The sequence below is a fragment of the Inquilinus limosus DSM 16000 genome (genome assembly GCF_000423185.1).
GTDB classification, from domain to species: Bacteria; Pseudomonadota; Alphaproteobacteria; order DSM-16000; family Inquilinaceae; genus Inquilinus; species Inquilinus limosus.
In genome coordinates, this window is sequence record NZ_AUHM01000045.1 from 1 (window position 1) to 20,595 (window position 20,595).

The following is a 20,595-nucleotide window of genomic DNA, read 5'->3' on the forward strand; positions in this document are numbered from 1 at the left end:
CGCTGGGAGCACGAGGCCGTCATCGACGCCATGCAGCAGCGGCTGGACCGGACGCCGGACGCCATGCGCGTCCGCCGACAGACGGCCGAGCACCCGTTCGGCACCCTCAAAGCCTGGATGGGCGCCACCCATTTCCTGACCCGAGGATTACAGCGGGTCAGCACCGAGATGAGCCTCCAGGTCCTCGCCTACAACTTCAAGCGCGTGATCTCGATCCTCGGCGTCGGCGGCCTGCTCCAGGCGATCCGGGCCTGATATCCGATCTGCCCAATCTGCTTTGCCGGTAGCACGCCGACACCCCCACCTGCCCTCACCAAACACGCGTTTCCACACAGCCTCGGTCGCATGCGGTCATGTCCGCTCCCGGGAGCCCGGCGCGATGGCCGCTGTTCACCCTTTGCAGTCAGAAGGCGCAGCGCCGCCGTACCTCCTCTCTCAGGTCCACTTTCCGCCCAAGGCCGCCTTCAAATTCCCACCCCCGCCGCATGGAACGCCAGCCCGAGATGGTCGCGGAAGGCGCGGACGGCCGGGGTCATCGCCAGGTCGCGCTTCCAGGCCAGGCCGACATCCATGGTCGGCACCGGCTCGGCCAGCGCCCGCTTCTCGATCCGCTGTCCTTCCAGCGACCAGGGCCGGTAGACCATGTCGGACAGGATCGTCACCCCCATCCCGGCCGCGACCATGGAGCGGACCGCCTCGACCGAGGAGGTCTGGAACACGATGTTGGGCTGGTGCGGCGTGCGGTCCCAGTAGCGCTTGGCGGTGAAGGCGGCCTCGTCCACCGTCAGCATGACATAGGGCTCGCGCGCCACCTCGGCCAGCGACACGCGCTCGGCCTTCTGCAGCGGGTGGTCGACCGGCAGCCAGAGGTGGCGGGCGGAGCGGAACAGCGTCTCCGCCGCGATCTGGTCGGTGTTCTCCAGGTTCGAGGTCAGCATCACCGCGAGGTCGAGCTCGTCGCGCACCAGCCCGTCCTCGATCGCGGTGCGGTGCGCCTCGCGCAGCTCGACCGTCACCTCGGGATGGGCGCGGCGGAAGCGCGCCAGATGGGGCGGCAGGAAATAGCCGGCCACGGTGTAGGTGACGCCGAGCCGCACCCGCCCCTCGACCGGCGCCGCCTCCCCCGACACGCGCATCGCCTCCGCCACCGCAGCGGCGATGGCGCGGGCCTGCGGCAGGAAGCGCGCCCCCTCGCGCGTCAGCGACACGCCGCTGGCGTGGCGGAACAGCAGCCGGGTGCCGAGCAGGTCCTCGAGCTGCCGGATCGCCGCCGTAACCGCCGATTGCGACACGTTCAGCTCCACCGCCGCCTGGCTGACCTGGCCGAGCTCAGCCGCGGCGATGAAGTAACGGATCTGGCGGAAGGAGAAGCTCACGAGAGACCGCCCGATAATGCTACTGGCGCGGCCGTCTGATGGCGGTTTCTGCGCTTCCGGTGCTCACGGACTTTAACGTCCGCTGCGCTCCGGTTCTCGAAACCACCACCAGCCGACTCACGCCAGCGCATTCTCAAACGGTCTCTCCACAACCTGAAGTCGAGCGATATCGGAAAACCAGATATCGTTCTGAAGAAGATACTATTTCACAGGGCCGCTGCGCAGCGCAATGATGGGCCAACAACCGGCCCGGACCCGAACGGCGACACCGTTCGGCCCAGACGACCGGATCCAGACAGAGAGGCCCTGACGACCATGCGCGCTCCGCGCCCGGGCACCGCCGTGCCCTGCCCTTCCCCTGCCCTGCGTCCCATCCTCTGACCGAGTGAGGAGCGATCCCGCATGACCGAGATCAACTGCGACATGGGCGAGGGCTTCGGCCTGTACCGGATCGCCGACGACGACGCGCTGATGCCGCTGATCTCCGTCGCCAACGTCGCCTGCGGCTTCCACGCCTCCGACTTCAACCACATGCGCCGGACGGTGCAGCTGGCCGGCAAGCACGGCGTGCGGGTCGGCGCCCACCCGTCGCTGCCCGACCTGCAGGGCTTCGGCCGGCGCGAGATGAAGATCGGCCGCGACGAGCTGGCCAACTGCATCATCTACCAGATCGGCGCGCTGAAGGGCTTCCTGGAGGCCGAGGGCATGCGCCTGAACCACATCAAGCCGCACGGCGCCCTCTACGGCATGGCGGCGCAGCAGGAGCCTATGGCGCACGCCATCTGCGACGCCGCCGACGTGTTCCGGGTGCCGATCCTGGGCATGGCCGGGACCCTGCACGAGACGGTGTATCAGAGCCGCGGCCACCGGATGATCTCCGAATTCTACGCCGATCTCGACTACGGCGACGACGGCCATCTGGTGATCGTGCGCTCGCGCGGCAGCATCGACCCGAAGCGCGCCGCGGAGCGGTCGCTGCGCGCCCTGACCGAGGGCAAGGTCGCGTCCCAGGGCGGCAAGGACGTGGCGGTGAAGCCGGAATCGATCTGCATCCATTCCGACACGCCGAACGCGGTCGAGGTGGCGCGCGCCGTGCGCGACGCCATCGGCCCCTGGCTGCGCGCGGCGTGAGGGCGGCCGGACGATGCGAAAGCTGCTGATCGCCAATCGCGGCGAGATCGCCTGCCGGATCATCCGCAGCGCCAAGGCGCTGGGCCTCGCCACCGTCGCGGTGCACTCCGACGCCGACGCCAAGGCGCTGCATGTCGCCCTGGCCGACGAGGCGGTGCCGATCGGCCCGCCCAAGCCGGCCGAGAGCTATCTGCGGATCGACGCCATCCTCGAAGCCGCCCGGACGGCCGCGGCCGATGCGGTCCATCCCGGCTACGGCTTCCTGGCCGAGAACGAAGGCTTCGCCCGCGCCGTGGCCGAGGCCGGCCTGGTCTGGGTCGGGCCGACGCCGGAGTCGATCGAGGCGATGGGCGACAAGGCCCGTGCCCGCGCTTTGGCCGAAAGCGCGGGCGTGCCGGTGCTGCCGGGCAGCCGGCGCTTTCCCGAAGGCGATCTGGAAGGGATCGAGGCGGCGGCCGATGCGGTCGGCTATCCCCTGCTGGTCAAGGCCTCAGCCGGCGGCGGGGGCATCGGCATGCGCATCGTCGACGCACCGGCGGACCTGCGCAAGGTGGCGGAATCGACCCAGGGCATGGCGGCGCGCAGCTTCGGCGACGGCGCCGTGTTCCTGGAGCGCTATGTCCGCAACGCCCGGCATGTCGAGGTCCAGGTCTTCGGCTTCGGCGACGGAAGCGCTGTCCACCTGTTCGAGCGCGAATGCTCGGTGCAGCGCCGGTTCCAGAAGATCGTGGAGGAGAGCCCCTCCCCCGGCATCTCCGCCGCCACCCGTGCCCGCATGACCGCGGCCGCCGTGGCCCTGGCCGAGGCGGTGCGCTACCGCGGCGCCGGCACCATGGAGTTCGTGGTCGATGCCGACAGCGAGGATTTCTTCTTCCTGGAGATGAACACCCGCATCCAGGTCGAGCATCCGGTGACCGAGGCGGTGACCGGGCTGGACCTGGTGGCGCTGCAGCTGCGCCTGGCCGCCGGCGAGGATCTCTCCCTGCGCCAGGAGGACATCCGGCAGCGGGGCCACGCCATCGAATGCCGGCTCTATGCCGAGAACCCGGCGAAGATGTTCCTGCCGCAGCCCGGCACTCTGGCACGTTTGGTGCTGCCGGAGGGGCTGGAGGGAATCCGCGTCGACACCGGCGTGCGCGAGGGCGATGCGGTGACGCCGTTCTACGATCCGATGATCGCCAAGATCATCGCCCACGGCCCGGACCGCGCCACCGCCATCGACCGGATGCTGGTGGCGCTGGACCGGGTGACGGTGGAAGGGCTGGTCGCGAACGCGCCGTTCCTGGCGCGCACGGTCGGCCACCCCGCCTTCCGCGCCGGCCGCACCACCACGAGCTTCGTCGACACCCACAAGGCCGAGCTGATCGGCTGAGGCCAATGCAGAGCAGGTCCTTCAATGCATCGTCATGGCGAGGAGGCGAAGCCGACGTGGCCATCCAGGGGCCGGGACCACTGGATGGCCACGCCCCTTCGGGGCTCGCCATGACGGCTCCTTCTCAGAAGGGCCGTGCCAGAACGGTCAAGCGGCAGGCAGGGAGACAGGGATGATCTACGAGACACCGGCATTCCGGCCGGGCGGCGACCGGTACATGCTGATCGAGTTCGGCAACGAGATGAATCTCGAGCTGAACTTCATGGCCCAGGGCCTGGCCACCGCCATCGCCGAGCAGAAGACCAAGGGGGTGATCGAGACCGCGCCCTGCTTCGCCTCGATGCTGATCCATTACGAGCCGGACGAGATCTCCTACGCCGACCTGTCGCGCGAGCTGGAGCGGCTGATCGCGGCCCTGGGCCCGTCCGACGACATCGAGCTGGAGAGCCGGATCTTCTACTTCCCGACGGTCTATCTCGACCCCTGGACGCGGGAATGCGTGCAGGACTACATCGCCAAGATCGCGCCGAAGCAGACCGACCCGGAATTCGTGGCCGAGCTGAACGGCCTGTCGGACGTCGACCAGTTCGTCCGCGTCCATTCCGGCACCGAATACTGGGTGGCGTCGCTGGGATTCTGGCCCGGCCTGCCCTTCATGATGGCGCTGGACCCGCGCTGCAAGCTGACCGCGCCGAAATACAACCCGCCGCGCACCTGGACGCCGAAGGGCACGGTCGGGATGGGCGGCGCCTCGACCGCGATCTATCCCGAGCACCTGCCCGGCGGCTATCAGATCTTCGCCCGCATCCCGGTGCCGATCTGGGACCCGGAGAAGCGCTTCGACGTGTTCGCGGACTCGATCTGCCTGTTCCGCCCCGGCGACCGGGTGAAGTTCGTGCCCTGCACGGTCGAGGAGTTCGAGGAGGCGGAGCGGCGCGTCGCCGACGGCAGCTACGTCTACAACCTGGTCGAGTACCAGAAATTCTCCGTCCGCCAGTACAAGCGCTGGGTCGGGTCGCTCGACCCCGCCCGCCGGTTCTGAGGGAGGCCCCCATGCTCGAAGTGATCAAGCCGGGGCTCGAGACCTCGGTGCAGGACTGGCCGGGCCGGATCGGCTTCTGGAACCAGGGCTTCCCGCCCTCCGGACCGATGGATTCCTGGTCTTTCCGGCTGGCCAATGTGCTGGTCGGCAACGCGCCGGGCGCGGCCGGCCTGGAATGCCAGTTCCTGGGCCCGACGCTGAGGTTCCGGCGCGATGGCGTGATCGCCGTGACCGGCGCCGACATGCAGGCGACGCTGGACGGCGAGCCGCTGCCGATGTGGCAGTCGGTGGCGGTGCGGGAGGGGCAGACCCTGGCCATGGCCTTCGCCCGCACCGGCGCCCGCGCCTATATCGCCGTGGCCGGGGGCATCGTCACCGAGCCCTGGCTGGGCGCCCGCGCCACCTTCCACAAGGCCGGCGTCGGCGGCATGGGCGGCCGCGCGTTGAAGGAAGGTCAGGTAGTGCCGGTGGCCGAGGCGGCGGGCCGGCCCGGCCGCCGGGTGAAGGCGGAGGCACGGCCGGAATTCGCCAAGGAGAAGCGCTGGACCGTCGAGGTGGTGGCCGGGCCGAACGACGACTGGATCGACGCCGCCGGGCACGACCGCTTCCTGTCCGCCGACTGGAAGCTGTCGGCCAAGTCCGACCGCACCGGCTTCCGCCTGGACGGGCCGGAATGGAGCTTCACCGACAAGGCGACGGACAAGGCGCCGGAGCACGGGTCGCTGCCGTCCAACATCATCGACCAGGGCTATCCGCTGGGCGCCATCAACCTGGCCGGGCAGACGCCGATCATCCTGGTCAATGACGGGCCGTCGATGGGCGGCTTCATCAACCCCTACACCGTGCCGCAAGCGGCCTTCTGGAAGCTGGGCCAGTCGCGGCCCGGCGAGATCTACAACTTCAAGGCGGTCTCGGTCGACGAGGCCCAGGCCATGGCCCGCCGGCTGCGCGATCTGTGCGGCGAGGCATCGATCGAGAGCGTGTAACCGCGCAGGCAGCCGAGGCTACCCCCGGCTGCCCCACTTTTCCTGTCATTGCCGGGCTTGACCCGGCAATCCAGGACGGCCCGAGCAGCTCTTCGCGGCCCCTGGATCACCGGGTCAAGCCCGGTGATGACAACAAGGAAGCACCATCTGACGACAGGGAAAGCCATGGCGACCGAAGTGAAGACCCAGACCGCGGGCAACATGTGGAAGGTGCTGGTCAAACCCGGCGACGCGGTGGCGGCGGGCGATACGCTGTTCATCATGGAGGTGATGAAGATGGAGGTGCCGCACGAGGCGCCGGTGGCCGGCACCGTCAGCGCCGTCCATGTCGCGGAGGGCGCCGAAGGGCTGGACGCCGACCAGACCGTGGTCGTGATCGACTGACCGGCCCGGCCGCCTACATCACCAGCCGCAGCAGGGCGGCGAGCAGGACCCGGGTGCCGGCCACGGCGTGCTCGGGCTCGACATGCTCCGCCTCGTTGTGGCTGATGCCGCCGCGGCAGGGCACGAAGATCATGCCGGCCGGGCAGATCCCGGCGATGAACTGGGCGTCGTGGAAGGCGCCGGAGACCAGGCGCCGCTCCGGGAAGCCGCAGTCGCGCACGGCCTCGGCGCAGAGTTCGGTGATCCGGTCCGGGAAGCGCCGGCCGGGAATGGTCAGGAGCGGCCGGACCGTCGCCCGGCAGGGCGCGGCGCGGTCGGCGACGATGCGCCGGACCGCGGCCTCCAGCGCGTCCAGCCGGTCCTCCTCCGGATGCCGCAGGTCGACCGAGAACGTTGCCTCGGCCGGGATGGTGTTGACCGAGCCGGGGTGCAGGGCGAAGCGGCCGATGGTGAAGCGGGTGCGGTCCTCCGGGTCGACCAGGGCCGCGCGCAGCTCGGCGATGATCCGCTGCGCCGCGACGAAGGCGTCCTTGCGGAAGGCTTCCGGCGTGGTGCCGGCATGGCCGGCCTCGCCTGACACCGACACCTCGAACCAGCGGGCGCCCTGGATGCCGGTGACGATGCCGACCGGGAGCCCCTCCGCCTCCAGCACCGGCCCCTGCTCGATATGCAGCTCGAGATAGGCGGCGAGCGGCGCGCCGAGCGGGCGCGGCGCCGCCTCCGGCGTGGCGGCCAGCACCGCCGGCAGGGCGTCGGCGACGGCGATGCCCTCGGCGTCGCGGCTGGCCAGCAGCTCGGCCAACGGCTTCGCGCCGCTATAGGCCATCGAGCCCATGGCACCAGGGGCGAAGCGGCTGCCCTCCTCATTGGTCCAGGCCACCACCTCGACCGGCGGACGGTGGACGAGGCCGGCATCGTCGATCGCCTCCAGGCATTCCAGCGCCGCCATCACGCCGAGCGCGCCGTCATAGCGCCCGCCGCGCGGCTGGCTGTCGAGGTGGCTGCCGGCGACGACCGGCGGCAGCGACGGGTCGGTGCCCTCGCGCCGCAGGAACAGGTTGCCGATCGGGTCGACGAAGCTGCGGAAGCCGCGGGCGGCGGCGATGTCGAGGACATAGCGCCGGGCCGCGATCTCCGGCTCCGACAGCGCCTGGCGGTCGACGCCGCCCGCCGGGGTGGCGCCGAAGGCGGCGAGCTCGTCCAGCCGCCGCAGCAGCCGCGCGGGGTCGATCTCGGGGGCCATCGCCGCCCTCACCGGTCGATGCCGGCGACGAAGCGGCGCACCCGCTCCGGATCGACCGGGTTCCACCACACCCCGTCCCGCTTCAAAGCGCTGGCGACGATCACCGCGTCGACGATGCCGAGGATGGCGTTGACGTTCTCCGGCGTCACGCCGCTGCCGACCAGCGAGGGCAGCGTGGTGGCGCCGGCGATGGTGCGGATGTAGTCGAGATCGGCGGCGTGGCCGGTGCGCTGGCCGGTGGCGATCACCGCATCGGCGTCGAAGAACTCCACGTCGCGCACCAGCTCCTCCACCGGGCGGTCGCCGGTGATGGCGTGGGCGCCGTGCTTGACATGGGCGTCGGCGAAGACGCGGATGCCGTCGGCCCGCAGCCGGGCGCGGTAGCGCAGGGCCCGCGCCGCCTCGCCCTCGACGAAGCCCTCATTGGCGACATAGGCGTTGGCCCATTGGTTCACCCGCACGAAGGCCGCCTGCGCCGCGCTGGCGACGGCGAAGGCCGGGATGGCGGCGTTGGCCAGCACGTTGATGCCGATCGGCTTGCCGAACTGGCGGCGGATGCGGTCGGCGATCACCGCCATGTGCGACGCCGTCTCCGGCCCGATGTCGTCCGGCTTGGCGAAGGGGATGTCGCCGTGATTCTCGACGATCAGCCCGTCGCAGCCGCCGGCCAGATAGGCCTCGGCATCCGCCAGGGCGCGGTCGGTGATCGCGTCGACCCCGCCGCCGCGGTACTGCGGCGCGCCGGGCAGCGGCAGCAGGTGGACGACGCCGATCACCGCCTTGCTCCGGCCGAAGATGTCGCGGATGGCGTGGCCGCGGGGCTCCGCCACGGGCTTGGTTTCGCTCATCGATCGGCCCCTCCTCGGGCCTGGGGCAGGATCGCCTGGATCTCCGCCTGCGTCGGAAAGGAAGACAATACGCCCGGCCGGGTCACGCCGATGGCGGCGGCGCGCACGGCCGAAGGCAAGGCCGCCTCGATCGCCACGCCGCGGTCGAGCAGCCCGGCCAGCACGCCGCAGAGCAGGTCGCCCGCGCCGGCGGTGTCGACAGCCGTGACGGCAGGCGCGGGAAAATCCTGCCGGCCATCGGCCGTCACCAGCGAGGCGCCGGCCGCGCCGAGGGTCACGACGATCGCCGACGCGCCGCGGCGCAGCAGGGTCTGCGCCGACCGGTGCGGGTCGGCATCGCCGCCCAGCCGGCAGGCCTCTCCCCGGTTGACCACCAGCAGGTCGGTCAGCGGCAGGACGGCGGCATAGGAGTCGCGGATCGGCGACGGGTTCAGCACGGTGCCGACGCCGCGGCCGCGGGCCAGGGCGAAGCACTCGCGCACCGCCGCGATCCGCAGGTTGCCCTGCATCAGCAGCAGGTCGCCGGCCTCGAGCCTTGTGTCCAGATCGGTGCCCAGCGGCGGCGCGAAGCGGTCGGCGCAGCCGGTGACGCTGACGATGGTGTTCTCGCCGGCGGCGTCGAGCTGAATCATCGACCGATCGGTCGGACAATCCAGCCGGACCAGGCCGGCGGTGTCGATCCCCTCCGCCGCCAGCCGCTCCGCCACCGCCTCGCCCGGCCGGTCGGGGCCGACGGCGGCGAACAGGCGGACCCGGGCGCCGGCGCGCGCCGCCGCGACCGCCTGGTTCAGCCCCTTGCCGCCCAGGTCCTCCGTCATGCCGTCGGCGACCACCGTCTCCCCCGGCTCCGGAAGGCGCTGGAGCCGGTACAGGGTGTCGAGACAGGCATTGCCGACGACGTGGACGGTCATCGGAGCTACCGGATGGGGCTAGAAAAATACTGTCCCCCCTCCCCTCGCGGGAGGGGGGCAGGGGGAGGGGGTTTCCTCAGCCTGAACCGGCCCGGATCGGATCGGCTTTGACGATGATGGTGCCCACCGGCCACATCGAATTTCTTCGATCGACACCCCCCTCCCCCTACCCCCCTCCCGCAGGGGGAGGGGGGACTCGGTTGGGCCGGCGCAAATACAAGCACTCTCAGCCCTTCCCGATCGTCCAGGCCAGGGCCTGGGACCACAGGCGGCTATAGCCGTCCCAGGCCGCGAACTCCGGCGGCAGCCAGTGCGGGCCGATGTCGGAGGTCCAGGCCAAACTGCGGCCCTGGCCGTACTCCCCGACCACCAGCAGCGGCAGGTCGCCGTACTCCGCGCCGACCGTGGCCAGCACCTGCGCGCCCGGCTTCGGTTTCACCTCGTTGAAGCCGAGCAGCGCCGGCCAGGGGCCGGGGAGCCCGGCGAGGATCGGGTGGTCGGCGACGAGCTTCGGGTCGAAGCCTTCCGGCACCTCGACCCGGTCGTCGACCGGCAGGATCTCGACCGGCAGCACCTCCTCCACCGCGGTCTTGTGGAAGCGGGCGCCGCCATTGATGCCCTGGAAGCTGTAGTAGCCGCCGAACATCAGGAGGCCGCCGCCGCCGCGGACATAGTCGCGCAGCAGCTTCAGCCGGTTCGGCGTGCGCCGGCTGTGCACCCAGGTGTCGGGGTGCAGCAGCAGCGTGTTGGCGCCGATGTCGGACAGGATCACCGCGTCATAGGCCTGCAGCCCTTCCAGCGACTGCGGGAAGTCGCGCTGCGCCAGATGCGCCGGCATGTAGTCGACGTCGAAGGGCGAGTCCTTCAGCGCGTCCAGCAGCGGCTCGGCGCCCTGGTGGTAGGTCACGGTCGGGAACTGGTCGAACCCCTTGATGTGGGTCGCGGTCGAGACCCAGGATTCGCCCGCCAGCAGGATCTTGTGCTTCGCCATTTGTCAGGCCTTGGTGTTGTGGGCGGCGGAGAAGACGCGCCGCGGATTGTCGATGAGCAGCTGGTCGATCGTCGCGCGATCGACGCCGTGCCGGCGCAGCCGCGGCACGAAATGCTTCAGGATGTAGCCGTAGCCGAAGCCGCCGTAGCGGGTCAGCATCATCTTCAGGAACACGTCCTGCGACAGCAGCAGCCGGTCGGCGTAGCCGGCATCGATCAGGCTGCGGATCGCCCGGGCGTTCTCCTCGTCGCTCGGCGACTGCGCCTTCTGATCGGCATAGTAGTAGTCCATGCCGATCATGTCGTATTCCAGGAAGGCGCCGCGGTCGGCCAGCGCCTTCTGGTACGGCAGGTCGTCGTGGCTGGGGTTCATGTGGCACAGCACGGTGTGCCGCAGATCCGCCCCCTCCTCCTCGATCACGTCCAGCACGCGATGGGCCAGCCGCTCCCACCCCGGCAGGTGGATCGACAGCGGCACGCCGGTGCGGCGGGCGGCGCGGGCGGCGCCGCGCAGCGACTTCTCCTCCTGCGCCGTGAAGTCCTTGCTGATGCCGATCTCGCCGATCAGCCCGGCATGGATCACCGGCCCGTCATCGTCCTCGGCCGGCGGCGCCCCGCCGACGTCGCGCACGATCTTGTCGGCGATGGCGTCGACCTCCATCGTCCGCACCTCTTCCGGGTGTGAATGCTGCAGGTAATAGCCCGAGCCCATGACGATATTCAGGCCCGTGCGGCGGCTGATGCGCTGCAGCGCCTCCGGGTCGCGGCCGATGCCGAAGCAGGTCGGGTCGACCACGGTGGCGCCGCCCAGCTCGGCGAACTTGCCCAGCTCCTCCACCGCCAGGTCGACATCGAGCAGGAAGCAGTTGTCCCGGTTCAGGAACGGGTTCATCCGCAGCTCGCCGAGCATGGTGATGTCGATCGGCTTCTCGGCCAGGGCGATGTGGCTGGCGCAGCACGGCCGCCGCCACCAGCCGGAGGTGTCGAGCAGGATGTGCTCGTGCATCAGGGTCACGCCCATGTCGTCGACCGGGATCGGCCCCAGCACGGTCATCACCCGGCCGGAGCGCACGCCGATATCGTCTGCTGTCGTCATTGCGGGCCTCAGCGGCGGGACGTGGTCCGGAAGATCCGGAAGTTGAGCCAGATCGCGATCAGGATGATCACGCCAGTGATGATCGGGGTCAGGAAGGGCGACATATGCGCCAGGATCAGGCCGTTGCCGATCACCGCCACGGTCAGGGCGCCGAGCACGGTGCCGACCATGGTGCCGCGGCCGCCGAACAGGCTGGTGCCGCCCAGCACCACCGCGGCGATGACGTCGAGCTCGAACCCCGCCCCGGAGTTGGCCGAGCCGCTGCCCAGCCGCGCGGCGATGACCACGGCGGCCAGCGCCGCGGCGGCGCCGGACAGGACATAGACCAGCAGCGTCACCCGCCGGATGTTGACGCCGGCGCGGCGCACCGCCTCGGCATTGGCGCCGATGCCGGTGACGTAGCGGCCGAACCGGGTCTGGGTGAAGATCAGCACGCCCAGCGCCAATACCAGAACCGCGATGATCGCCGGCAGCGGCAGCCCGGCCACCCAGCCGCGGCCGATGGTGACGAAGGCGCTGGTCGGCTCGATCGGGATCGAATAGCCCTGGGTGATCAGGAGGGCCACGCCGCGGATGATGCCGAGCCCGGCCAGGGTGACGATGAAGGCCGGGATGCCCTCATAGGCGATGAAGAAGCCCTGCACCGCGCCGATCGCGGCCCCGAGCAGGACGAGGCCGATGAGCGCCACCGGCCAGGGCACCCCGGCCTGCAGCAGCACCGCCGACAGGGCGCCGACCAGGCCGAGCATGGAGCCGACCGACAGGTCGATGCCGCCGGTGGTGATGACGAAGGTCATCGCCGTGGCGACGATCAGCAGCGGCGCGCTCTGGCGCAGGATGTTCAGGATGTTGGCCTCGGTCAGGAAGCTGTCCGTGACCAGGCCGAACAGGATGCAGACGGCCAGGAAGAAGATGAAGATGCTGGCGACGCCGCCATTCGCCATCACCTGGTGGCGCAGCCCCGGCGGCCGGTCGGCCTTTGCCGGGGCGGCGTGGTCCTCGGTCATCGCAGTGCTCCCCGCGGTGCTCATGCCCGCGCCCCCGCGCCCGCGCCGCCGCCCATCCGGGCCGAGCGGGCGGTGAACTTCCGGCCAACGATCAGGTCGACGACCTCCTCGATGTTGGTGTCGGCGATGGCCCGCTCGGCGACGTTGCGGCCTTCGTACATCACCTGGATGCGGTCGCAGACCAGGAACAGGTCCTGCAGCCGGTGGGTGATCAGGATGACGCTGACGCCGCGGGCGCTGACCGTGCGGATCAGCTCCAGCACCGCCTCGACCTCGGCGACGGCCAGCGCCGCCGTCGGCTCGTCCATGATCAGGACCTTGGGGTCGAAGGAGGCGGCGCGGCCGATGGCGATGCTCTGGCGCTGGCCGCCCGACAGGTTCTCGACCTTGAGCCAGGTGTTGGGGATGCGGATGCCGAGCCCGTCCAGCATCCGCCGCGCCTCGGCGTGCATCCGGCCCTTGTCGAGGAAGGACAGGCCCATCACGCCGCGCCGCGGCTCGCGCCCCAGGAAGAGGTTGCCGGCGACGTCGACCGTGTCGCACAGCGACAGGTCCTGATAGACCATCTCGACGCGGTGCCGGCGGGCATCGGCCGGGCTTTCGAACCGCACCGGGGCACCGTCGATCTCGATCGTGCCGGCGTCGGGGATCACGGCGCCGGACAGCACCTTGCTCAGCGTCGACTTGCCGGCGCCGTTGTCGCCGACCAGCCCCAGCACCTCGCCGCGGCGCAGGGTCAGGTCGACATTGTCGAGCGTCTGGATCGCGCCGTAGCGCTTGCAGATGCCGCTCATGCGGACGCGGACGGGTTCGTCCAACGGTCCCTCCATGCTTGATCGCTGCGTCGGCGGCTGCCCCTTCGGGCGAAGGGGCAGCCTCGGCGGGTTACTTGAACAGGCTGCGGAACTGGTCGACGTTGGCCTTGGTGACGATGGTCACCGGCACGTTGATGATCGCCGGCACGGTTTCGCCCTTCTTCAGCTTCAGCAGCGTCTCGACCGCGACCTTGCCCTCGGTGGCCGGGTCCTGCTGCACCACGGCGGCGACCCAGCCGGCGTCGATGCCTTCGATCGCCTGGGCGGTCAGATCCCAGCCGAACACCTTGATGTCGCCGGTGCGGCCCTGGCTGGTGACGGCCGACACGGCGCCGATCAGCGCCGGTTCGCCGGTGGCGTAGAGCGCGGTCATATCCGGGTTGGCGGTCATCAGGTTCTCCGACGCCGTCAGCGCCACGTCCTGGACGTTCTGGCCGTCGACCGTGTCGACGATGTCGACCTTCACGCCCGAGGCCGACAGCGCCTTCTTGAACCCGTCCAGCCGCTGGTTCTGGATGAAGGAGTTCAGCGCGCCGATGACGCCCAGCTTGGCGCTGCCGCCCATGTTCTGCTTCACGTAATCGGCGACGTGCTTGCCGATCTCCTCGCCGGCCTTGAGGTTGTCGACGCCGACGAAGGCGGCGTTGTCGCCGTCCGGGATCTGCGCGTCGACCGCGACCACCGGGATGCCGGCCTGCTTGGCCGCGGTGATCGCCGGCTTCACGCCGTTGACGTCGATCGCCACCAGCACGATGCCATCGACCTTCTGGGTGATGTAGTTCTCGATCGCGTCGTTCTGGGCGCTGGGCACGTTGTTGGCGTTGAAGATCACCAGCTTCGCGCCAGCGGCGTCGGCCGCCTTCTGCGCGCCTTCGTTGATCTGGTTGAAGAACAGCGCCTGCTGGTTGATCGTCACCAGCGCGATGGTCTCGGCCTGCGCCTGGGCGGCGGCCAGCATCGCGGCGCCCGCCACGGTTGCGGCGGCGACCATCGTCATCAGGGGTGTGCGAACCATGAAGCTCTCCTCTGTGTCAGCTGTTGTTGTCGCGTTTCTTCCCCGGCGGCAGGCGTCGCGATCAGCCTGCCTTCTTGCCCCTGCCCGGCGGCGGCCCGACGGATCTGCGGATCACCAGTTCGGTGGGCAGGCGTTGGATCGGCGGTGACTCCCCGCCCCGGATCTGCGCCAGCAGCGTCCGGATGCCGAGGCGGCCGAGCGCCTCGATCGGCTGGCGCACGGTCGTGATCGGCGGGCTGAGGAGGTCCGCGAAGGGCATGTCGTCGAAGCTGGCCAGCGACAGGTCGCCCGGCACCGACAGGCCGTGGGCCGCCAGCTCCTGCAGCACCCCGACGGCGATGTAGTCGCTGCCGGTGAAGACGGCGGTCGGCCGGCCATTGGCCAGGATCGCGCGGGTCGCGCCGCGCCCGTGGTCGCGCTCATAGGCGCCGAACCGGACCAGGCCGTCCTCGACCGCCAGCCCGGCCTCGGCCATCGCCCGGGCGAAGCCGGCGAAGCGCTCGCGAGAGCTCAGGAGCTGCTCCGGGCCGCCGATATGGGCGATGCGCTGGTGCCCGGCCTCGATCAGGTGGCGGGTGGCGTCATAGGCGCCGGCCTCGTTCTCGACGAAGATCCGGGTGACGTTCGCGCCGGGCACGTCCTCGTCGAGCACGACCACGTCGGTGCGGCCGTCGATCAGGTCCCGCAGCCGACCGTCATCGACGCGGTTGGTGAGGACCAGCAGGCCGTCGACATGGCGCGCGGCCAGCCGGTCGATGCTGGCGGCCTCCATCTCCAGGTCCCCGCCGGTGCTGCTGAGGAGGATCGAGTAGCCCTCGCGGCGCGCCTCGTCCTCGGCCGCCGCGGCAAGCGCGGCGAAGAAGGGGTTGGCGATTTCGGGCGTGACCAGGCCGATGGTCTCGGAGCTGCCGAGGCTGAGACGCTTGGCCAGCAGGTTCGGGCGATAGTCCAGGCGCTTGGAGGCGGCATCGATCCGCGCGGCGGTCTCCGCCGGCAGCTCGATGTTCCCGTTCAGGTAGCGCGAGACCGTGGCCGGTGAAACGCCCGCCTCCCGCGCGACATCGCGAATGGTCGCCATTGTGCCTCCGGAAACTCAGCCTAGTATCAGAAACCGGTTTAGTAAACCGGTTTCTAGCGAAGCAGCGGTGACCCGAAATATCGACCCGTCATGGCGAGCCCCGAAGGGGCGTGGCCATCCAGCGCGACACCGGCCCCTGGATGGCCACGGCGCTGCGCGCCTCGCCATGACGGGGAAAGGGCGGAGAGTCGATCTCAATGGCCGCTGGTCCGGGAGCCACCTGTTGTCACCGGGCCGTGTTCCGATCGCCGACATTCCACCCCCGAATGCGTAAAATTTCAGATTCGTCTTGTGAGATGTCACGTACAATGACACGCTGCGGGCATGTACGATCACGCCTCGCCCTTCGCCCATGCCCTTCCGCCTGGCGCCGAGCCGAAAGCCGCCTTCGCGCTGAAACGGCTGCGCCGGGCCCTGATCGAGTGCGAGCTGCGGCCGAACACCGATTGCTCGGAGCCGGAGCTCGCCGCGCGCTTCGGCCTGGGCCGCGCCGCCGTGCGCACCGCCCTCACCACCCTCGCGGCCGAGGGGCTGGTCGCCGTCGAGCCGCGCCGCGGCTGGCGGGTGGCCCCGGTCACCGGCGCGCTGATCGGCGACGTGATCCGCGCCCGCCGGGCCATAGAGCCCGGCCTGGCCGAGATCCGGCTGTCGCCCGAGGACGCCTCCCGGCTGACGGCGCTGACCCGCATGGGCGCCGCGCTGCGGGAGCGGGCGGATCGCCAGTCCCTGGTCACGCTGCGCGGCACGGACCGCCAGATCCTGGATCACCTCGCGGCGCAGGCCGGGGGGCTGGCCGGCCGCTGGCTGGACGAGGCCTGGAACCACGCCGACCGGATCGCGGCCTTCTTCGACCTCACCGGGCGGCACCATCGGCCGATCGGGCGGGAGAATCTGGTCGCGGCGCTGGCCGGCGGCGACACGGAGGCGGCGCGGCGGGAGATCGCGGCCGCGATCGCGGCCTTCCAGGATTTCGCGACCGACGCCCTGCTGTCCCTGCCCGCCTCGCTCGAGCTGGCCGGGGCGGACAGCGGCAGGCGCCGGCGACACACCGGACCGGAGGCGACGGCGCCGCGGGCGTCTTCGCACCGGCCGCAACAACAGGGAGACAGGGCATGACGCGGATCGGGAACAGGTGGCTCGGCGCGGCCTTGGGTCTGGCGCTCGGAACGGCGATGCTGGCGGCGGCGCCGGCCATGGCCAAGGACCGCTTCGTCGTCGACCTGGTGAACGAGCCGTCCTCGCTGGATCCGCAGATGCAATGGAACCCGGACAGCTACTACGTCTACCGCAACGTCTTCGACAACCTGGTCACCCGCGACGACAAAGGCGAGATCGTCCCCCAGGTCGCGACCGCGTGGAAGTACATCTCGGACACCGAGATCGAGTTCCAGATCCGCGACGACATCACCTTCCATGACGGGCAGAAGCTGACCGCCGAGGATGTCGCCTACAGCATCCGCCGCATCACCGACCCGAAGCTCGCCAGCCCGCAGCTGGGCCAGTTCAACAAGATCACTGCCGCCGAGGCGACCGGCCCGACCACGGTCCGCCTGAAGACCGACGGCCCCTACCCCGCCCTGCTGGCCCAGCTGGTGAAGCTGTCGATCGTGCCGAAGCACGTGGTCGAGGCGGTGGGCAACGAGGCCTTCAACCTGCACCCGGTCGGCAGCGGGCCGTACAAGTTCGACAGCTGGCAGCGCGGCGTGGCCGTGACGCTGACCCGCAACGACGCCTATTGGGGGCCGAAGGGCCCGTTCCAGACGGCGGTGTTCCGCGCCGTGCCGGATGCCGCCACGCGGGTGGCCGACCTGCAGTCCGGCACCGCCGACCTGGTGGTCACCCTCGACAGCGACCTGGCGGCCCAGCTCGAGGGTTCGGACAAGGCCAAGCCGCTGGTGGTGCTGACCGAGCGCGTCGCCTATCTGCGGCTGAACCCGCTGAAGCCGCCCTTCGACGACCCGAAGGTGCGCCAGGCCGTGGCCTATGCCATCGACAAGCAGGGGCTGACCGAGGGCATCCTGGGCGGCTACGACAAGCCGGTGGCGGAGCTGCTGACCCCGGTCCATTTCGGCTGGACCGAGGGGATCGAGGGCGTCCCCTACGATCCCGAGAAGGCCAAGGCGCTGATCGAGGAAGCCGGCCCCGCGGCGAAGACGGAGGCCGAGCTGGCGACGGCGCCGGTCTTCGACCAGCGCATCGTCCAGGCGCTGCAGCAGCTGCTGGCGGATGTCGGGCTCAACGTGAAGATCTCGATGAGCGACATGGCCACCTATCTGAAGCGGTCGCAGAGCAACCCGCAGGAGGGGCCGAATCTCGGCTTCGGGCGCTGGTCCTGCGCCTGCCAGGACGCCGACGGCGTGCTGTTCCCCCTGCTGCACAGCAGCAGCGGCTGGTCGAACTACCGCAACGCCGAGATCGACCAGCTGCTGGTCGAGGCGCGCTCGACCCTGGACGAGGCGACCCGCCTCGACCGCTATGCCAAGGTCAACCGGATCGTCGCCGGCGACGGGCCGGTGGTGCCGCTGTACCAGGCCGCCATCATCTACGGCGCGGCGAAGCAGCTGAACTGGCAGCCGACCCCGAACGAAAGCCTGTTCCTGAACCGCATGTCCTGGTCGGAATAAGGAGGACCGGGAGGCATGACCGCCTTCCTGCTCCGCCGCCTGGGCCAGGCGCTGCTGACGATCTTCGGCGTGGCGACGCTGATCTTCTTCCTGCAGCGCCTGACCGGCGACCCGACCTATCTGCTGGTGCCGGACACGGCGACCCAGGCCGACATCGAGGCGCTGCGCCACGCGCTGGGCTTCGACCGGCCGCTCGGCGTGCAGTACCTGTCCTTCCTGGGAGAGATCGCGCGCTTCGACCTCGGCCGGTCGGTGGTGCAGCACGTTCCGGTCCTGGACATCATCGCCTCGCGCCTGCCCTACACCCTGGCGCTGGCCGCGGGGGCGCTGCTGGTCGCCTGCGGCCTTGGCATCCCGATCGGGGTGGCGCTGGCGTTCTGGCGCGACCGCTCGGCCGCCCGCCTGCTGGCCGGGCTGGTGCTGGCGGCGCAAAGCATGCCGACCTTCTGGAGCGGCATCCTGATGATCCTGGTCTTCGCCGTGACGCTGGGCTGGCTGCCGCCCTCCTCCACCGGCGGGATCGACCATCTGGTGATGCCGTCGGTGGCGCTGGGCCTGCTCAGCATGGCCACCTTCGCCCGGGTGACGCGGACCGCCCTTCTGGAGGAGCTGTCGAAAGACTATGTCCGCACCGCCCGCGCCCGCGGCGCCGGAACCGGGCGCCTGCTGCTGCGCCACCTCGCCCGCAACGCCTCGATCCCGGTGATCACCGTCGCCGGCCTCGAGATCTCGAACCTGCTGGCCGGCGCGGTGATCGTCGAGACCGTCTTCGCCTGGCCGGGGCTGGGGCAGTTGACGGTGCAGTCGATCCTGGCCCGCGACTTCCCGATCGTGCAGGGGGTGGTGCTGCTGGGATCCTTCGTCACCGTCGCGCTGAACCTGCTGACCGACCTGCTGTACAGCGCCGTCGACCCGCGCATCCGGCTGGGGGGCACGTCGCGATGAGCGCCGCCGTCGACACATCTCCGGCCCCCGCCGCAAGACGCCCGCTGCGGCGCGCTGCGCCCTTCATCATCCTGCTGGCGCTGTTCGCCCTGGCCGCGGTGCTGGCGCCGCTGGTCGCGCCCTACGACCCGAACGCGCAGAACCTGCTGGGCCGGCTGAAGCCGCCCGGCACCGTCGCCCGCAACGTGCATTACCTCCTGGGCAGCGACGAGCTCGGCCGCGACCTGCTGAGCCGGCTGGTCTGGGGCGCCCGGGTCTCGCTCGTGGTCGCGGTGCTGTCGGTGCTGATCTCCGGCGTGGTCGGCACTGTGCTCGGCATGCTCGCCGGCTATCTGCGCGGGCCGGTCGAGATCGTGGTGATGCGCGTCGTCGACGTGTTCCTGTCGGTGCCGGCGATCCTCCTGGCCATCATCACCGTCGCCGTGGTCGGGCCGGGCCTCCTGAACGTCATCCTGGTGCTGGCCCTGACGCGCTGGCCGCGCTACGCCCGCGTCGCCTATGCCCAGACCCTGGCGATCGCCGGCCGCCCCTATGTCCGGCTATCGGCCTTCATGGGCGCGGGGCCGCTGCGCGTTCTGTTCCGCCACATCCTGCCGAACATCCTGGGCGCCGTGACCGTGGTCGCGACGCTGGAGTTCGGGCTGATGGTGCTGTTCGAGGCCGGCCTGTCCTTCCTCGGCCTCGGCGTGCAGCCGCCGACCGCCAGCTGGGGCGCAATGCTGTCGACCGGCCGCAACTACGTCGCCACCGCCTGGTGGATCGCGACCTTCCCCGGACTCTGCCTGTTCCTGCTGGTCCTCGCCGCCAACCTGATCGGCGACGCGCTTCGCGACCGGCTCGACCCCCACAGCCGATGAGGTGGCCATGAACATCCCGAAGGATCTGCAAGGCAAGCGCGTGGTGGTGACCGGCGCCTGCGGCGTGGTCGGCAGCTGGATCGCCGCCGCCTTCGCCCAGGCCGGCGCCAGGCTGTGCCTGACCGACACGTCGCAGGCGGATCTCGACCGCCTGGCGATGAACCTCACGGGCGACCGCTTCACCCACGCCGCCGATCTGCGCGACGAGGGCGAGATCGACGGGCTGGCCGCCGAGATCGCCCAGCGCTGGGGCACGGCGGACATCCTGGTCAACAACGCCGGGGTCTATCCCAGCGGCTTCCTGCTCGACATCGACGTCGACGAATGGGACCGGATCTTCGACGTCAACCTGCGCGCGCCCTTCCTGCTGACCCGCGCCCTGGCGAAGCAGATGATCGCCGCCAAGGTGCAGGGCAGCGTGATCAACATCTCCTCCGGCGCCTCGCGCAAGATGCGGCGGACCGTGGTTCCCTATTGCGTGTCGAAGGCCGCGCTGGACCGGCTGACCAAGGGCTTCGCGCTGGAGCTGGCGGAGTTCGGCATCCGGGTCAACGCGGTCGAGCCCGGTTTCATCGCCGGCAGCAAGGTCAGCCTCTTGACCGAGGAGCATGTCGCGGCGACCAGCGGGTCGATCCCGCTGGGCCGGCCGTCCTCCGCCGCCGATGTCGGCAACGCCGTGCTGTTCCTGGCCAGCGACGCCGCCGCCTACATGACCGGGTCGACCATGACGGTCGACGGCGGCAACTCGATCGGATCGATGGCCGTCTACCAGGCCAAGAAGTCGCCGCTGTAATGCCGGCCGATCGGCAGGACAGGCCTTGGACGCGAGAGCAGATTGCCTCTCCCGTTTGCGGGAGAGGCAATCTGTTCCTATG

At 70.4% G+C, this 20,595-nt stretch carries 21 protein-coding genes; 11 read left to right on the top strand and 10 right to left on the bottom strand.

The annotated features are described in order from the left end of the window. The coding region (locus G537_RS0127925; RefSeq protein ID WP_026872891.1) for a transposase at positions 1–255 on the top strand (255 nt) is incomplete at its 5' end. Positions 256–464: 209 nt separating this feature from the next. On the opposite strand, the gene G537_RS0127930 is transcribed toward G537_RS0127925, so the two are convergent. Then, entirely contained in the window at positions 465–1,376 is a 912-nt protein-coding gene (locus G537_RS0127930; protein ID WP_026872892.1) for a LysR family transcriptional regulator, read from the bottom strand. Between the two features lie 402 nt (positions 1,377–1,778). Here G537_RS0127930 and G537_RS0127935 point away from each other — a divergent pair, with 402 nt between their 5' ends. The 5 genes from G537_RS0127935 to G537_RS0127955 all read left to right on the top strand — a co-directional run bounded on the left by G537_RS0127935 (position 1,779) and on the right by G537_RS0127955 (position 6,291). Then, positions 1,779–2,507, top strand: a complete 729-nt coding sequence (locus tag G537_RS0127935; RefSeq protein WP_026872893.1) for a LamB/YcsF family protein — start codon at positions 1,779–1,781, stop codon at positions 2,505–2,507. A 13-nt stretch (positions 2,508–2,520) separates the two neighbouring features. Then, positions 2,521–3,879 (top strand): acetyl-CoA carboxylase biotin carboxylase subunit, encoded by a 1,359-nt coding sequence (locus tag G537_RS0127940; RefSeq protein ID WP_026872894.1) that lies wholly within the window; start codon positions 2,521–2,523, stop codon positions 3,877–3,879. Between the two features lie 172 nt (positions 3,880–4,051). Next, positions 4,052–4,921: a 5-oxoprolinase subunit B family protein gene (locus G537_RS0127945; protein ID WP_026872895.1), complete on the top strand. Its 870-nt coding sequence runs from the start codon at positions 4,052–4,054 to the stop codon at positions 4,919–4,921. 11 nt (positions 4,922–4,932) lie between these two features. Beyond that, positions 4,933–5,907, top strand: coding sequence for a 5-oxoprolinase subunit C family protein (locus G537_RS0127950; RefSeq protein WP_026872896.1), 975 nt, complete (start codon positions 4,933–4,935; stop codon positions 5,905–5,907). Positions 5,908–6,072: 165 nt separating this feature from the next. Beyond that, the gene (locus tag G537_RS0127955; protein ID WP_026872897.1) at positions 6,073–6,291 is read left to right on the top strand and encodes an acyl-CoA carboxylase biotin carboxyl carrier protein subunit; all 219 of its coding nucleotides are present in this window, start codon (positions 6,073–6,075) and stop codon (positions 6,289–6,291) included. A 13-nt stretch (positions 6,292–6,304) separates the two neighbouring features. Here the strand turns inward: G537_RS0127955 and G537_RS0127960 are convergent, their stop codons facing one another. From G537_RS0127960 to G537_RS40315, 9 genes are all read right to left on the bottom strand, one after another. Then, a complete protein-coding gene (locus G537_RS0127960) occupies positions 6,305–7,534 on the bottom strand; it encodes a M20 family metallo-hydrolase (RefSeq protein ID WP_026872898.1) in 1,230 nt (409 codons plus the stop codon). Positions 7,535–7,542: 8 nt separating this feature from the next. Then, entirely contained in the window at positions 7,543–8,382 is an 840-nt protein-coding gene (locus tag G537_RS0127965) for a BtpA/SgcQ family protein (protein ID WP_026872899.1), read from the bottom strand. After that, on the bottom strand, positions 8,379–9,293 hold the full coding sequence (locus G537_RS0127970; RefSeq protein ID WP_026872900.1) for a ribokinase: 915 nt from the start codon (positions 9,291–9,293) through the stop codon (positions 8,379–8,381). Before G537_RS0127970 ends, G537_RS0127965 begins: the two co-directional genes overlap by 4 nt. Before the next feature lie 226 nt (positions 9,294–9,519). Continuing rightward, positions 9,520–10,284: a glutamine amidotransferase gene (locus G537_RS0127975; protein ID WP_026872901.1), complete on the bottom strand. Its 765-nt coding sequence runs from the start codon at positions 10,282–10,284 to the stop codon at positions 9,520–9,522. Between the two features lie 3 nt (positions 10,285–10,287). Further along, positions 10,288–11,379, bottom strand: coding sequence for a phosphotriesterase family protein (locus G537_RS0127980; protein ID WP_034853282.1), 1,092 nt, complete (start codon positions 11,377–11,379; stop codon positions 10,288–10,290). 8 nt (positions 11,380–11,387) lie between these two features. Further along, entirely contained in the window at positions 11,388–12,386 is a 999-nt protein-coding gene (locus tag G537_RS0127985) for an ABC transporter permease (protein WP_211230535.1), read from the bottom strand. Between the two features lie 20 nt (positions 12,387–12,406). Next, the gene (locus G537_RS0127990; RefSeq protein ID WP_211230536.1) at positions 12,407–13,204 is read right to left on the bottom strand and encodes an ATP-binding cassette domain-containing protein; all 798 of its coding nucleotides are present in this window, start codon (positions 13,202–13,204) and stop codon (positions 12,407–12,409) included. Positions 13,205–13,271: 67 nt separating this feature from the next. Continuing rightward, a complete protein-coding gene (locus G537_RS0127995; RefSeq protein WP_026872905.1) occupies positions 13,272–14,216 on the bottom strand; it encodes an ABC transporter substrate-binding protein in 945 nt (314 codons plus the stop codon). Between the two features lie 61 nt (positions 14,217–14,277). Continuing rightward, positions 14,278–15,294 carry a LacI family DNA-binding transcriptional regulator gene (locus G537_RS40315; protein ID WP_034853283.1) on the bottom strand — a complete coding sequence of 339 codons (1,017 nt, stop codon included), beginning with the start codon at positions 15,292–15,294 and terminating at the stop codon, positions 14,278–14,280. Between the two features lie 324 nt (positions 15,295–15,618). On the opposite strand from G537_RS40315, the gene G537_RS42460 reads away from it, so the two are divergent. From G537_RS42460 to G537_RS0128025, 5 genes are read left to right on the top strand one after another with little or no spacing between them, the layout of a single operon-like run. Continuing rightward, positions 15,619–16,410 (top strand): GntR family transcriptional regulator, encoded by a 792-nt coding sequence (locus G537_RS42460; RefSeq protein WP_051249229.1) that lies wholly within the window; start codon positions 15,619–15,621, stop codon positions 16,408–16,410. After that, on the top strand, positions 16,407–17,918 hold the full coding sequence (locus G537_RS0128010) for an ABC transporter substrate-binding protein (RefSeq protein WP_026872906.1): 1,512 nt from the start codon (positions 16,407–16,409) through the stop codon (positions 17,916–17,918). Before G537_RS42460 ends, G537_RS0128010 begins: the two co-directional genes overlap by 4 nt. A gap of 15 nt (positions 17,919–17,933) precedes the next feature. Continuing rightward, positions 17,934–18,863, top strand: a complete 930-nt coding sequence (locus G537_RS0128015; protein ID WP_026872907.1) for an ABC transporter permease — start codon at positions 17,934–17,936, stop codon at positions 18,861–18,863. Beyond that, the gene (locus G537_RS0128020) at positions 18,860–19,720 is read left to right on the top strand and encodes an ABC transporter permease (protein WP_026872908.1); all 861 of its coding nucleotides are present in this window, start codon (positions 18,860–18,862) and stop codon (positions 19,718–19,720) included. The genes G537_RS0128015 and G537_RS0128020 overlap by 4 nt, the downstream gene beginning before the upstream one ends. A gap of 7 nt (positions 19,721–19,727) precedes the next feature. Further along, positions 19,728–20,513, top strand: coding sequence for an SDR family NAD(P)-dependent oxidoreductase (locus G537_RS0128025; protein ID WP_026872909.1), 786 nt, complete (start codon positions 19,728–19,730; stop codon positions 20,511–20,513). Positions 20,514–20,595 lie beyond the last annotated feature (82 nt).

Excerpts from the sequence above, each read along its gene's own strand:
- G537_RS0127955 (WP_026872897.1), top strand. The coding sequence starts at position 6,073 with ATGGCGACCGAAGTGAAGACCCAGACCGCGGGCAACATGTGGAAGGTG.
- G537_RS0128015 (WP_026872907.1), top strand. The coding sequence starts at position 17,934 with ATGACCGCCTTCCTGCTCCGCCGCCTGGGCCAGGCGCTGCTGACGATC.
- G537_RS40315 (WP_034853283.1), bottom strand. The coding sequence starts at position 15,294 with ATGGCGACCATTCGCGATGTCGCGCGGGAGGCGGGCGTTTCACCGGCC.
- G537_RS0127985 (WP_211230535.1), bottom strand. The coding sequence starts at position 12,386 with ATGACCGAGGACCACGCCGCCCCGGCAAAGGCCGACCGGCCGCCGGGG.
- G537_RS0128020 (WP_026872908.1), top strand. The coding sequence starts at position 18,860 with ATGAGCGCCGCCGTCGACACATCTCCGGCCCCCGCCGCAAGACGCCCG.
- G537_RS0128010 (WP_026872906.1), top strand. The coding sequence starts at position 16,407 with ATGACGCGGATCGGGAACAGGTGGCTCGGCGCGGCCTTGGGTCTGGCG.
- G537_RS0127980 (WP_034853282.1), bottom strand. The coding sequence starts at position 11,379 with ATGACGACAGCAGACGATATCGGCGTGCGCTCCGGCCGGGTGATGACC.
- G537_RS0127970 (WP_026872900.1), bottom strand. The coding sequence starts at position 9,293 with ATGACCGTCCACGTCGTCGGCAATGCCTGTCTCGACACCCTGTACCGG.
- G537_RS0128025 (WP_026872909.1), top strand. The coding sequence starts at position 19,728 with ATGAACATCCCGAAGGATCTGCAAGGCAAGCGCGTGGTGGTGACCGGC.
- G537_RS0127945 (WP_026872895.1), top strand. The coding sequence starts at position 4,052 with ATGATCTACGAGACACCGGCATTCCGGCCGGGCGGCGACCGGTACATG.
- G537_RS0127960 (WP_026872898.1), bottom strand. The coding sequence starts at position 7,534 with ATGGCCCCCGAGATCGACCCCGCGCGGCTGCTGCGGCGGCTGGACGAG.
- G537_RS0127975 (WP_026872901.1), bottom strand. The coding sequence starts at position 10,284 with ATGGCGAAGCACAAGATCCTGCTGGCGGGCGAATCCTGGGTCTCGACC.
- G537_RS42460 (WP_051249229.1), top strand. The coding sequence starts at position 15,619 with ATGTACGATCACGCCTCGCCCTTCGCCCATGCCCTTCCGCCTGGCGCC.
- G537_RS0127935 (WP_026872893.1), top strand. The coding sequence starts at position 1,779 with ATGACCGAGATCAACTGCGACATGGGCGAGGGCTTCGGCCTGTACCGG.
- G537_RS0127940 (WP_026872894.1), top strand. The coding sequence starts at position 2,521 with ATGCGAAAGCTGCTGATCGCCAATCGCGGCGAGATCGCCTGCCGGATC.
- G537_RS0127950 (WP_026872896.1), top strand. The coding sequence starts at position 4,933 with ATGCTCGAAGTGATCAAGCCGGGGCTCGAGACCTCGGTGCAGGACTGG.
- G537_RS0127965 (WP_026872899.1), bottom strand. The coding sequence starts at position 8,382 with ATGAGCGAAACCAAGCCCGTGGCGGAGCCCCGCGGCCACGCCATCCGC.
- G537_RS0127995 (WP_026872905.1), bottom strand. The coding sequence starts at position 14,216 with ATGGTTCGCACACCCCTGATGACGATGGTCGCCGCCGCAACCGTGGCG.